Raw genomic sequence first — 12,343 nt, 5'->3', positions numbered from 1 at the left:
TGCGGAGCCCTCGTTCTGGTGGGGATGGGGGGAGTTGAACCCCCACGTCCTTTCGGACACACGGACCTGAACCGTGCGCGTCTGCCATTCCGCCACATCCCCGTGGCACGACCCGGAACACCATATCGCATCCCTCGCCCGCCATCTGCGGCAGGTGTCGGGACATACTACGCTGTCCACTGGTCACGCCACGAGCGGTCACCGCTCGTGGCGGGCGAAACTGTAGCACGCTTGCGGCCCTGGTCACGAACGGGTCGACGGTAGCCGGCCGAGCGGCGTGTGAGCTGCGGAGGCGGTGTCCGGATACCATCATTGCCTCGGGACCCGAGGAGGAGCCGGTGAGCGTGCTGCAACGCTTCGAGAAGCGTCTGGAAGGCCTGGTCGAGGGGGCCTTCGCCAAGGTCTTCAAAGGGGTGGTCCACCCCGTGGAGATCCTCAACGCCATGCAGCGGGAGGCCGAGGCGCACAAGGCGATCCTGGCCGGTGGGCGCACGTTGGTGCCCAACCGCTACGTGATCGATCTCTCGCCCTACGACCACAGTCGCCTGGCGCCGTACGCCGCCGCGCTGGCCCAGGAGCTGGCCCAGTCGCAGGCGGAGTTCATCGGCGAGCAGGCCTGGACGGTCTACGGCGACGTGATCGTCGAGGTCGAACGTGGTGAGGGGCTGGACACCGGCATGTTCCGGGTCACCGCCGAGGTCTACACCGGCGGCGACGTCGCCCCGGTCTCGGCCCCCGGCGGCTACGACGCCGGTCCGGCCTACCCGGCGTACGACCAGGGCGGCGGCTACGGCCCCCCGCCCGGCCACGGCGGCGGTCGCAACGTCCGCCTGGTGTCCGGCGACGGCCGCACCTACCCGTTGCAGATGGGCTCGACCGTGATCGGCCGCGGTGACCAGGCCAACCTGCGCCTGCCCGACGTCGGCATCTCCCGGCGCCACGCCCGGCTCGACTTCGACGGCGGCCAGGTCGTGCTGACCGACCTGGGCTCCACGAACGGCACGATGGTCAACGGCCAGCGCGTCTCGGCGGTCGCCCTCAACCCGGGCGACATGATCCAGCTCGGCACGACGACGCTGACCTTCCGCGTGGACGGCTGATCCCCGTTGCCGGAGCTCGTCATCACCGTCGCCCGGTTCGGGTTCCTCATCCTGCTGTGGATCTTCGTGTTCACGGTGGTCGGCGTGATCCGTCGGGACCTCTTCGCCGGGGCCCGGTCGGGTCGGCTGGTGGCCGCGCCGCGCGGGGTCGGCGCCTCCACCGGAGCGCCGCCCGCGGGGAAGCCGGCAAAGGCCAAGCGGGGTCGGGCCGCCCACCAGTTGGTGGTCACCGCAGGTCAACTGGCCGGCACCCGGATCACCCTGGGCGAGGCCCAGATCACCATCGGGCGGGCGGAGGACTCCACCCTGGTGATCACCGACGACTACGCCTCGGCGCGACACGCCCGGCTCGTGCCGCGTGACGGGCAGTGGTACGTCGAGGACCTCGGATCGACTAACGGCACCTACCTGGATCGCGCTAAGGTCACCGGACCAACCCCCGTCCCCCTCGGCGTGCCGATCCGGATCGGCCGCACTTCCCTCGAATTACGGCCATGACTCTGACCCTGCGCTACGCGGCCCACAGCGACCGCGGTCTGATCCGTGACGGCAACCAGGATTCCGTCTACGCCGGACCGCGGCTGCTCGCCGTTGCCGACGGCATGGGCGGCATGGCCGCCGGTGACGTCGCCAGCAACATCGTCATCGGTGCCATGGCGCCGCTCGACGAGGACGTCCCCGGTGACGCCCTGGTCGACGCGCTCCGCTCCGCCGTAGGCACCGCCAACCAGCAGCTCCGCGACACCGTGGACGCCAACCCGCAGCTGGAGGGGATGGGCACGACGCTCACCGCGACCCTCTTCTCCGGCAGCAAGCTCGGCATGGTCCACATCGGTGACTCGCGGGCCTACCTTCTGCGCAACGGTGAGTTCGCGCAGATCACCAAGGACGACACCTACGTCCAGATGCTCGTCGACGAGGGCCGGATCAGCGCCGAGGAGGCGAGCAGCCACCCCCAGCGCTCGCTGCTCACCCGCGCGTTGGACGGCCGCGACATCGACCCGGAGTACAGCGTCCGCCAGGTGCTGCCCGGCGACCGCTACCTGATCTGCTCCGACGGGCTCTCCGGCGTGGTCAGCGCGGACACCATCGGTGACACCCTGCGGGAGTACGCCGACCCGCAGCAGTGCGTGGAGCGCCTGGTGCAGCTCGCGCTGCGCGGCGGCGGTCCGGACAACATCACGGTGATCATCGCCGACGCCACCGACCGCGACATCGTCGAGGCGTCCCCGATCGTCGGCGGCGCCGCCGCCCGGGACCGGGGCATGGCGACCTCCGCCGACGACTCCACCCCGGCGGCCCGCGCCTCGGCGCTGTCCGCGCCCCGGCCGCCCGCTCCGGAGGAGCCGGTCGACACCCGCGACGACGAGCCCGAGCGGCGCCGGCGGCACCCGCTGCGTACCGCCGCGATGGCGCTCGCGCTGGCGGTCATCGTCGCCGGCGGCATCTTCGGCGGCTGGAGCTACACCCAGCGCCAGTTCTACGTCGGCGCCACCGACGACGGTCAGCTCGCGGTCTTCCGCGGCGTGCCCGGGCAGGTCGCCGGGCTCGACCTGTCGAACGTGCACGAGCGCAGCCCGGCGCGGCTCGACGACCTGACGCTGGCCGCGCAGGAGCGGGTGAAGCAGGGCATCCAGGCCAAGAGCGAACCGGATGCCGAGCGCCGGCTGGCCGAGCTGACCAGCGACGACCCGGCCAACCCGAACCTCAAGCCGCTCTGCCCGCCCGGGCCGACGGCCGGTTCGGCGAGCCCGACCCCGGTGACGACGGCAGGAGCGCTGACCCCGGTCATCACCGGCAGCGCCGTGCCGCCGACCCCGGCGGCCGGCACGCCGACGCCCACGCCGACGTCGACCACCACGCCCGACGCCGCTCCCTCCGACACCGACGCACCGGCCGATCCCGCCGGTTGCCGGTCGCCGGAGTGAGTGTCGGCTCGATCCTGAGGACGCATCCGTGACCGCAGCCGCCGTACCGGCAGCCTCGCCCGCTTCGACGGGCGAGCAGTCCGGCGTACGCCTGGCCCGGTCCCGGCGTAACGCCGAGCTGTCCCTGCTCCTGCTCGCCATGGTGCTGGTGGCGGCGTACGCGGCGATGATCGAGGCGAAGGCGCTGGACACGGTCACCCCGGACTTCTGGATCCCGGCCGCCGCGCTGGGCCTGGTCTTCCTGGGGCTGCACCTGGTGATCCGCTGGCTGGCGCCGTTCGCCGATCCGGCCCTGCTGCCGGCGGTGGCGCTGCTCAACGGCATCGGCGTCGGCTTTCTGCGCCGGTACGACCTGGCGCAGGCCGCCCCGGCGGAGCGGGCGGACCTGGCCATCTTCGCCGGCACCGGCGGCCGCCAGCTCGCCTGGACGCTCGCCGCGGTGGTGCTCGCCGCCGCTCTGCTGGCGATCCTGCGCGACCATCGCTCGCTCTCGCGCTACGCGTACACCCTGGGCCTGGCCGGCATCGTGCTGGTGATGATCCCGGCGGTGCTGCCGGGGCGGTTCTCCGAGATCAACGGCGCGAAGCTGTGGATCCGGGTCGGCGGGTTCCAGATCCAGCCGGGTGAGTTCGCCAAGCTGGCCCTGCTCACGTTCTTCGCCTACTACCTGGTGCGCAAGCGCGAGGTGCTCTCGCTGGCCAGCCGGCGGGTGCTCGGCATCGACTTCCCGCGTGGGCGCGACCTCGGGCCGGTCCTGGTGGTCTGGCTGGTCAGCATCCTGGTGCTGGTCTTCGAGAAGGACCTGGGCACCTCGCTGCTCTACTTCGGCATGTTCGTGGTGACGCTCTACATCGCCACCGAGCGGGTCAGTTGGCTGCTCATCGGTCTGATCCTGTTCTTCGGTGGCGCCTACCTGGCATACGTGCTGGGCAGCACGGTGGGCGGGCCGTTCGCCAACTTCTACGACCGGGCGCAGATCTGGCTGGACCCGTTCGCCGAGCCGTACGACCGGGGCTACCAGCTGGTCCAGGGCCTGCTCACGCTCGGCACCGGTGGCCTGTTCGGCGCCGGTCCGGGTGGCGGCCAGCCGACGCTGCTGCCCGAGGTGCAGACCGACTTCATCTTCGCCGGCATCGGTGAGGAGATCGGCCTGTTCGGCCTCTCCGCGCTGCTGGTGGTCTACCTGCTGATCGTCGAGCGGGGCCTGCGCGCCGCGCTGGCGGTGCGGGACTCGTTCGGCAAGCTGCTCGCCGGGGGTCTGGCGTTCACCCTGGGCCTCCAGGTGTTCGTCATCGTCGGCGGGATCAGCAAGCTCATCCCGCTGACCGGCCAGACCACCCCGTTCCTGTCCGCCGGTGGCTCCTCGCTGATGGCGAACTGGCTGCTGATCGCGGTGCTGCTGCGGGTGTCCGACGGCGCCCGCCGGCCGGTCACCGGTGGGGGTGGCCCGGCGGCGCGCCCTGCCGGCGGTCCGCCCGAGCAGCTGCACGGCGCCCCGACGGAGGTGATCCGGCCGTGAACGCACCCCTGCGCCGCGTCGGTGTGGTCGTGATGGTCCTGTTCGGGCTGCTCTTCGCGAACCTGAACTGGATCCAGGCCTACAAGGCCGACGAATACCGCACCAGCGACTACAACGGTCGGGTCCAGGTCGCCGAGTACGACCGCAAGCGCGGCAACATCGAGGTCGGCGGCACCGCGTACGCGGTCAGCAAGGAGACCGGCGGTGAGCTGAAGTTCCAGCGCACCTATCCGGGTGGGAAGACGTACGCGCACGTGCTCGGCTGGAAGCCGGTCAACGGCGGCGCCAGCGGCATCGAGCGGGTGGAGAACGACTTCCTCGCCGGCACCAGCGACGCGCTCATCGCCAACCGGATCAAGGACATGTTCACCGGTGACGAGACCGGTGGCGGCAACGTGCTGCTGACCCTCTCCAAGCGGGCCCAGGAGACGGCGTACAAGCAGCTCAACGACAACCAGGTGGGGGCCACCAAGGGCGCGGCGATCGCGATCGACCCGCGTACCGGGGCGGTGCAGGCGCTGGTCTCCATGCCCAGCTTCGACCCGAACCCGCTGGCCAGCCACGACAGCACGGAGGCCGACCGGGCCTACAACGCGCTGGAGAAGGACAAGGACCGGCCGCTGGCCAACCGGGCGCTGTCCGAGGTGCTGCCGCCGGGCTCCACCTTCAAGATCGTCATGGCCGCGGCGGCGTTGGAGAACGGCATCGGCCAGCAGACCCAGATCCCGGCGGGGCGCAGCTACACCGCGCCGGGCGCGGGAGTGCCGATCCGCAACGCCGCCGAGTCCATCTGCCCCGAGGCCCAGGTCACGCTGCGGGAGGCGGTGACCGAGTCCTGCAACACCGGCTTCGCCCAGCTCGGCGTCCGGCTCGGCGCGGACAAGGTCAAGGAGAAGGCCCGGCAGTTCGGCTTCGAGCAGGAGGACCTCACGGTCGGGCAGGACGGCGACGGCGGGCTACCGGTCGCGGCCAGCCGCACCGGCGACATGCAGAACCCGGACGGCAGCACCGACCCGGCCGCGCTGGCCCAGTCGTCGATCGGCCAGAACAACGTGCGGATGACGCCGTTGCAGGGCGCGCTGATCGCCGCCGCGGTGGCCAACGACGGCAGCCAGATGCGCCCGTACCTGGTCAAGCAGCTGCTCGGCCCGGACCGCACCACCGTCTACGACGCCGCCAAGCCGCGCGAGTTGCGCCGCCCGGTCAGCAGCCAGGTGTCGGCCGACCTGCGGTCGATGATGCAGAACGTGGTGAAGGAGGGCACCGGCCAACGGGCCGCCATCGACGGCTACGTGGTCGGCGGCAAGACCGGCACCGCCCAGTCCGGCCCGGACACGCCGGACCACGGCTGGTTCATCGGCTTCGCGCTGGCCAAGGACGGCACGCCGCTCTCCGCGGTCTGCGTCGAGCTGGAGCAGGCCGGCAGCGGCGGCAGCGCCGAGGCGGCCCGGATCGCCGGCCGGATCATGGCGGCGGCCATCGCCGACTCCGGGAGGCGCTGACGTGCTCAGCCCGGGTGTGCAGCTCGGCAACCGCTACCGCCTGGACGAGCGGATCGCCAGCGGTGGCATGGGCGACGTCTGGCGCGGCACCGACCAGGTGCTGGGCCGTACGGTCGCGGTCAAGAGCCTGCTCCCCGCGCTGCTCGACGAGCCGGGCTTCGCCGAGCGGTTCCGTGGCGAGGCGCGGACCATGGCCACCATCAACCACCCCGGCGTGGTCGACGTCTACGACTTCGGCAGCGACCAGCAGATCGCCTTCCTGGTGATGGAATACGTGGAGGGCGACGCGCTCTCCGCCACGCTCAGCCGGGTCGGCCGGCTCACCCCGGCCCGCACCATGGCGTTGCTGGCCCAGGCCGCCGACGCGCTGCACGCGGCCCACGAGAAGGGCATCGTGCACCGGGACGTGAAGCCCGGGAACCTGCTGGTGCGGCCGAACGGCACGCTGGTGCTCACCGACTTCGGCATCGCCCGGTCCGACCTGGTCGGGCAGCTCACCGCCGCCGGCTCGGTGCTCGGCACCGCCTCGTACATCTCTCCGGAGCAGGCCACCGGCGCGGTCGCCACCCCCGCTTCCGACGTTTACGCGCTCGGCGTGGTGGCCTACCAGTGCCTGGCCGGGCGGCGCCCCTTCGAGGGGGACAATCCGCTCGAGATCGCCATGAAGCACGTACGCGACGCACCCCGGCCGCTCCCCGCCGACATCCCGCCCCAGGTGCGCGCGATCGTCGAGCGGTCGATGGCCAAGGACCCGGCGGCCCGCTGGCCCAGCGCCGCCGCGCTGGCGAGCGTCGCCCGCCAGGCCAAGCTCGCGCTCTCCCAGCAGGCGCGCGCCGGGCACCCGATCTCCGGCGCCCCGGCCTCACCCGCCGCGCCCGTCGCGTGGGCCCAGGTGCCGACCGCCGCCCCGCGCCCGCAGCCCCGCCCGCCCGTGGCCCCGGCCCGCCCACCGGTGGCGCCGCGTCCGACCATGGTCGCGCACCCCGCCCCGCAGGCCCGCCCACCGGTGGCGCCGCGCGGGGCGGCCCCCGTCCCACAGCCCCGACCGCAACACCACCCCCAGGGGTACCCCCGCCCGCCCGCCGCGCCGCCGCCCCAGCGCCGTTCCCGTTCCGGGCTCTGGACCACGGCGATCGTGGTGGCCGTGCTGGTCATCCTCTGTTCGGGCGTGATTTCTTTCTGGTACCGGAAATACGTGGCCGGTGCCGCCGGTCCGCCCGTACCGGCGAGTGTGAGCGTGACGTCCGGCGCGGTGCGGGCGTACGGGGACGACTATCCGGTCCGCACGTCGTACCGTCGTGAGGTACGCCTCCAGCCGGCCGGCGGCGGTTCGACGACGAGCGAAGGACGAGAGACGCGATGACAGCGCAGGCCCGCCTGCTCGGTGGCAGGTACCAGGTCGGCGAGCTGCTGGGCTACGGCGGCATGGCGGAGGTGCACCGCGGTCGCGATCTCCGGCTCGGGCGGGACGTCGCGATCAAGATGCTTCGTGCCGACCTGGCCCGCGACGCCACGTTCCAGATGCGGTTCCGTCGGGAGGCGCAGAACGCCGCCTCGCTCAACCACCCGGCCATCGTCGCCGTCTACGACACCGGCGAGGAGACCGCCCCGACCGGCGAGACGCTGCCGTTCATCGTGATGGAGTTCGTCAACGGGCGGACTCTCAAGGAGGTCCTCGGCGTCGAGGGGCGGCTCCAGCCGCGCCGGGCGCTGGAGATCTGCGCCGACATGTGCGCCGCCCTGGAGTTCAGCCACCGGCACGGCATCATCCACCGGGACATCAAGCCCGGCAACGTGATGCTCACCCAGACCGGCCAGGTCAAGGTGATGGACTTCGGCATCGCCCGCGCGCTGGCCAGCGGCGCGACCACGATGACGCAGACCAGCGCGGTCATCGGCACGGCACAATACCTGTCCCCCGAGCAGGCGCGCGGCGAGGCGGTCGACGCCCGCTCCGACGTCTACGCCGCCGGGTGCGTGCTGTTCGAGCTGCTCTGCGGGCACCCGCCGTTCGTCGGCGACAGCCCGGTCAGCGTGGCCTACCAGCACGTACGGGAGCAGCCGCCGACGCCCAGCACGATCAACCCGGACGTCAACCCCGCGGTCGACGCCATCGTGCTCAAGGCGCTCTCCAAGAACCCGCTCAACCGCTACCAGAGCGCCGGCGAGATGCGGGCGGACCTGCTCCGCGCCGCCGCCGGCCGGCCGGTGCTGGCGACCCCGGTGATGCCGTCCGAGGAGACGATGCCGATGGCGGCCGCCGGAGGCGGCTACCACCAGGCGCAGCAGACCCAGATGATGGGCCCGCAGACGCGCCAGCAGGCGCCGGCCCGGGTCGGGGATCCGCGCAAGCGCAAGTCCTCCTCCTGGGTCATCGCCACGTTCGCCGCGCTCGGTGTGCTCGCGGTGATCGCGCTGGGCACCGCGCTCTGGCTCAACCAGACCGGGGCCGAGAAGGTCTCCGTGCCGAAGCTGGTGGACAGCACGCAGGCCGAGGCGCAGGCGGCGCTGACCCAGGCCGGGCTGCGCTACGTCAACGGTGACCCGGTGCAGAACACGGAGTGCAAGAAGGGCACCGTCGTCAACCAGAGCCCGGGCCCGGGCCTGCGGGTGGAGAAGAACACCGCCGTCTCGGTCCAGATCTGCACCGGCCCCGGCCAGGTCACCATCCCCAAGGGTCTGAAGGGCTCGCAGGTCGCGAACGTGCAGGGACAGTTGGAAGGCCTGGGCCTGAAGGTCGAGACCGAGGACGTCGACAACAGCGCCCAGAAGGGCATCGTCGTCAAGGTCGACCCGGACGAGGGCAGCACGGTTCCCGAGGCCTCGACCGTCAAGCTCCAGGTGTCCCGGGGCAACATCACCGAGGTTCCCGACGTGGTGGGGCTCTCCGAGGACCAGGCCGTCCGGCAGTTGCAGAACGCCGGCTACAAGGTGCGCATCCTGGATGGCGACGAGGTCACCGAGCCGGACAAGGTCGGCAGGGTCAGCAAGCAGAGTCCGAAGGGCGGCACCAACTACGCCCGGGACAAGCAGGTGACGATCTACGTCGACATCGCCGCGCCGGAGGAGAGCGAGAGCCCGTCCCCGCCGGCGAGCCCGACTCCCAGCGGTTCGCCCAGCACGCCGGGTGGCGGCGGTGGCGGCTTCCCGTTCCCGACCGTCCCGCCGACGCGCAGCAACGGCTGACGCTGTCGAGCACGTGGCGGTGCCCCGGACGACCGGGACACCGCCACGCTGCTTCTCCGGACGCGATCTTGGTACGGCCCCGCCCCCTGAGGGCACCCCCGTACCAAGATCTCGACAACGTGTCGTCCCTCCCGAACCCGTCCCCTGTTGACCATGAAGTTAGCGGCGACAAATCGGGCGTGACCTGCCGCCAACTTCATGATCGCCGGGGCGCGGGGCGCGGGGCGCGGGGCGCGGGGCGGTCAGGCTGCGGCGAAGGCGGCGCGGCGGCGGGCGTCGACCTCGGCGGCCAGCTCCGGGGCTCGCTCCAGCGCCTCCGGGAAGCCGCATGTGGCCAGCCAGTTCGCCAGCATGACGTGACCGCCCTCGGTCAGCACCGACTCGGGGTGGAACTGCACGCCCTCGATCGGCAGCGTGCGGTGCCGCATCGCCATCACCACCCCGGAGGCGGTACGGCCGGTGACCTCCAGCTCGTCCGGGAGCGTCTCGGGCAGCACCGCGAGCGAGTGGTAGCGGGTGGCGGTGAACGGGTTGGGCAGGCCGGCGAGCACGCCGACGCCGTGATGGTGCACCTCGGAGGTCTTGCCGTGCAGCAGCTCCGGAGCCCGGGTCACGGTGGCGCCGAACGCCTCACCGATGGCCTGGTGGCCGAGGCAGACGCCGAAGAGGGGAAGCGTGCCCGCGTACTCGCGGATGACGTCCAGGCAGATGCCGGCCCGGTCGGGACTGCCCGGTCCGGGCGAGAGCAGCACGCCGTCCGCGCCGACGCGGCCCACCTCGGCGACGTCGATCTCGTCGTTGCGCCGTACCTCGCAGTCCACGCCGAGCTGGCCGAGGTACTGCACGAGGTTGAAGACGAACGAGTCGTAGTTGTCGATCACCAGGACGCGCATCGGGTCACCTGTTCGGGGTGGAGGGTGGGGCGTTGTTGGTCTCGGTGCTGTAGGGGAGTTCCTCCTCCTCGCCCGGCAGCCCGGTCGGGTCGGTGAGTCCTCCCCCGGGAGCGTCGCCCGGTACGCCGGAGTCCTGCGTGACCTGCACGTCGTCGAAGGGCAGCAGCGGCTCGGCCCAGGGGAAGACCACGAGCCAGAGCAGGGCGACCGTGGCGGTGGCCAGCAGCACCGAGCCGATCAGCTTCCCGGGCAGGCCGAACGGCAGCTTCCGCCAGATCCACGAGTACACGGGTCAGGCCTCCAGTTCGGCCGGGCGGCCCGCCGACTTCGGCTGGGCATGGTCCAGCCGGGCGTGGACGATGAGCCGCTGGTAGTTGTCGAACTTGGGGTTGCAGGTGGTCAGCGTGAGCAGCTTCTCGGTCGCCTTCCGGTCCGGTTTGCCCGGCACCGGCGCGACCACCTCCACCTGGGAGGGCTTGACGATGCGCTGCTGGTAGACCCGGTAGACGAGCCAGTCGGTCTTGGTCTCGACCACGATGACGTCGTCGGCCTTCAACTCGTCCAGCCGCCAGAAGGTGGAGCGGATGCGGTGACCGGCGACGGAGAAGTTGCCCACCTCGCCCGGCATGGCGCTGTCCGGGTAGTGGCCCGGGGCGTACCGGATGTCGTCCGGGCTGACGCCCTCCACGACCACCCAGTGCTTGTCGAACTTGGGGATGTAGAGGCCGGCGACCGGCTTCCCCTCGGCCGGCGGCTTCGGCTTCACGCTGGGCCCGGTGGTCGGGCCGACGGTCGGGTCCGTCTCCCACTCCCGGGCGAGCTGACCGCTCAGGTCGCTCTGGTGGGCGTCGACGATGACCGACTTGCCCCAGATCTCGTAGCCGGCGAAGAGCAGCACCACCAGGCCGAAGGTGATCAGCACCTCACCGGTACCGCGAATCACCGAGCGCAGCCGGGAGCCCGTGGTCGGGCGGGTCAGTTCGGAGTAGACGCTGCGGTAGCCCTCGCCGGTCTGTTCCGGCCGGAGCTGCACCACCCGCTCGCCGCGCCGTGGGCGCGGCGGCTCCGCCGGTGGCTCGTCGCCGCCGTCGCCGGTGTCCTGCACCGGGGGTACGGCGCCCATCAGCGCTGTGGAGTCCAACCGCGGATCGGCGGGCGGGCGGCTGACCGGGCGCAGCACCGCCGTCGCACCCGGGTCGCCGGGCTGCTCGGGGCCGGCGCCGTGCCGTTGCGACGCGCTGGCACGCGGCTCGGACGCGCCGGCCCGCCCGCCCAGCGGGGGCAGGAAGTCGGTCGGCCCGTCGGCGGGGGCGGCCGGTCGGATCGGGCCGGGGGCACCACCGCGGGCGCCGGGCGGAGCCGCCGGCGCGCGATCCGGGTCGGCGTGGTGCGCGAAGGGGCCGACGGGGCCCGGCGGGGGTTGGTCGGTGCGCGACGTCGGATCGAACCGGCGGCCGGACGGCCCCGAGAAACGCCGGTCCTCGGGGGTGGCCGGGCCGCCGACTCCGCTGCGGCCGTCGGAGCGGTACGGATCGGCGGGCCTGGCCGGTGCCGCGGCGGACCGGGCATCCGCGGGCCCGGCCGGCCGGTTCTCGGCAGCTCGCCCCCCCGCCGTCCCGGGGCCGTCCGGGTGCTGGCCGCCCGAACCGGTGGGCGGGCGGCCGAGGCCGCGCGCCGACTGCCGGGCGTCCTCGTGGGGCGGAGGCGGGTACGCCTCGACGCGTGGCGAGGACGGGGTCCCGGCGTGGGACGACGGCGGATACCCCTCGGCGCGTGCCGGCTGACGGGTCTCGGGGTGGGACGAGGGCGGGTACGTCTCGGCGCGTGCCGGCTGACGGGTCTCCGGGCGGGGCGACGACCGGTACGACGGGGGGCGGGTCTCGGTGTGGGGCGTCGATGGGTAGCCCTCGGCGCGCGCCGGCCCGTGCGGCTCGGCCCGGTCCGCGGTGCTCGGCGGACGGGCCTGGTTGCCCGGCCAGGCGGGCGGGGGCGGGGCGCTGGGCCGGCCGCCCGCGTCGCCGTGGCCGTGGCCGTGGCCGTGGTTGCGACGTTCCGGCTCCCGGCCGCCGGTCTCCGGGCGGGCGGGTTCGCGGCGGGTGGGTGCGCGGTCCCCGGTGCCACGGCCGTCGGGTGCGCGGTCGCCGGCGCCACGGCCGTCGGGTGCGCGGCGGCCGACGTCCCGGCCGGCGGGGTCGCCTCGGTCCGGCCCTTGGCC

Annotated in this window: 10 protein-coding genes and 1 tRNA gene; 7 read left to right on the top strand and 4 right to left on the bottom strand. The window is 72.9% G+C overall.

Annotation, left to right across the window (positions count from 1 at the left end):
• Positions 1-16: 16 nt before the first annotated feature.
• A tRNA-Leu gene (locus COO58_RS06735) sits at positions 17-102 on the bottom strand.
• A 209-nt stretch (positions 103-311) separates the two neighbouring features.
• Here COO58_RS06735 and COO58_RS06730 point away from each other — a divergent pair.
• Genes COO58_RS06730 through pknB form a run of 7 tightly spaced genes read left to right on the top strand, consistent with a single transcriptional unit; the run spans position 312 to position 9,235 of the window.
• Complete coding sequence (locus COO58_RS06730; protein ID WP_026267912.1) at positions 312-1,100, top strand: DUF3662 and FHA domain-containing protein; 789 nt, start codon at positions 312-314, stop codon at positions 1,098-1,100.
• Positions 1,101-1,106: 6 nt separating this feature from the next.
• Positions 1,107-1,598, top strand: coding sequence for an FHA domain-containing protein (locus tag COO58_RS06725; protein WP_091566091.1), 492 nt, complete (start codon positions 1,107-1,109; stop codon positions 1,596-1,598).
• On the top strand, positions 1,595-3,028 hold the full coding sequence (locus tag COO58_RS06720; RefSeq protein WP_098744202.1) for a PP2C family serine/threonine-protein phosphatase: 1,434 nt from the start codon (positions 1,595-1,597) through the stop codon (positions 3,026-3,028). The genes COO58_RS06725 and COO58_RS06720 overlap by 4 nt, the downstream gene beginning before the upstream one ends.
• A gap of 28 nt (positions 3,029-3,056) precedes the next feature.
• Entirely contained in the window at positions 3,057-4,547 is a 1,491-nt protein-coding gene (locus COO58_RS06715) for an FtsW/RodA/SpoVE family cell cycle protein (protein WP_091566083.1), read from the top strand.
• On the top strand, positions 4,544-6,049 hold the full coding sequence (locus COO58_RS06710) for a penicillin-binding protein 2 (RefSeq protein ID WP_091566079.1): 1,506 nt from the start codon (positions 4,544-4,546) through the stop codon (positions 6,047-6,049). The genes COO58_RS06715 and COO58_RS06710 overlap by 4 nt, the downstream gene beginning before the upstream one ends.
• A 1-nt stretch (position 6,050) precedes the next feature.
• Positions 6,051-7,412, top strand: a complete 1,362-nt coding sequence (locus COO58_RS06705) for a serine/threonine-protein kinase (RefSeq protein ID WP_098744200.1) — start codon at positions 6,051-6,053, stop codon at positions 7,410-7,412.
• A complete protein-coding gene (pknB, locus tag COO58_RS06700; protein ID WP_098744199.1) occupies positions 7,409-9,235 on the top strand; it encodes a Stk1 family PASTA domain-containing Ser/Thr kinase in 1,827 nt (608 codons plus the stop codon). Before COO58_RS06705 ends, pknB begins: the two co-directional genes overlap by 4 nt.
• A 242-nt stretch (positions 9,236-9,477) precedes the next feature.
• On the opposite strand, the gene COO58_RS06695 is transcribed toward pknB, so the two are convergent.
• Genes COO58_RS06695 through COO58_RS06685 form a run of 3 tightly spaced genes read right to left on the bottom strand, consistent with a single transcriptional unit; the run spans position 9,478 to position 11,251 of the window.
• Entirely contained in the window at positions 9,478-10,128 is a 651-nt protein-coding gene (locus COO58_RS06695) for an aminodeoxychorismate/anthranilate synthase component II (RefSeq protein ID WP_098744197.1), read from the bottom strand.
• A gap of 4 nt (positions 10,129-10,132) precedes the next feature.
• Positions 10,133-10,417 carry a hypothetical protein gene (locus tag COO58_RS06690; protein WP_091566062.1) on the bottom strand — a complete coding sequence of 95 codons (285 nt, stop codon included), beginning with the start codon at positions 10,415-10,417 and terminating at the stop codon, positions 10,133-10,135.
• Positions 10,418-10,420: 3 nt separating this feature from the next.
• A complete protein-coding gene (locus tag COO58_RS06685; protein WP_255292535.1) occupies positions 10,421-11,251 on the bottom strand; it encodes a class E sortase in 831 nt (276 codons plus the stop codon).
• Between the last annotated feature and the right edge of the window lie 1,092 nt (positions 11,252-12,343).

Source organism: Micromonospora sp. WMMA1996, from assembly GCF_002573675.1.
Classification (GTDB): Bacteria; Actinomycetota; Actinomycetes; order Mycobacteriales; family Micromonosporaceae; genus Micromonospora; species Micromonospora sediminicola.
Note: the sequence above shows the minus strand (reverse complement) of the source record. Positions and strands in the feature narration are given on the sequence as shown.

Excerpts from the sequence above, each read along its gene's own strand:
- COO58_RS06685 (WP_255292535.1), bottom strand. The coding sequence starts at position 11,251 with ATGGGCGCCGTACCCCCGGTGCAGGACACCGGCGACGGCGGCGACGAG.
- pknB (WP_098744199.1), top strand. The coding sequence starts at position 7,409 with ATGACAGCGCAGGCCCGCCTGCTCGGTGGCAGGTACCAGGTCGGCGAG.
- COO58_RS06695 (WP_098744197.1), bottom strand. The coding sequence starts at position 10,128 with ATGCGCGTCCTGGTGATCGACAACTACGACTCGTTCGTCTTCAACCTC.
- COO58_RS06720 (WP_098744202.1), top strand. The coding sequence starts at position 1,595 with ATGACTCTGACCCTGCGCTACGCGGCCCACAGCGACCGCGGTCTGATC.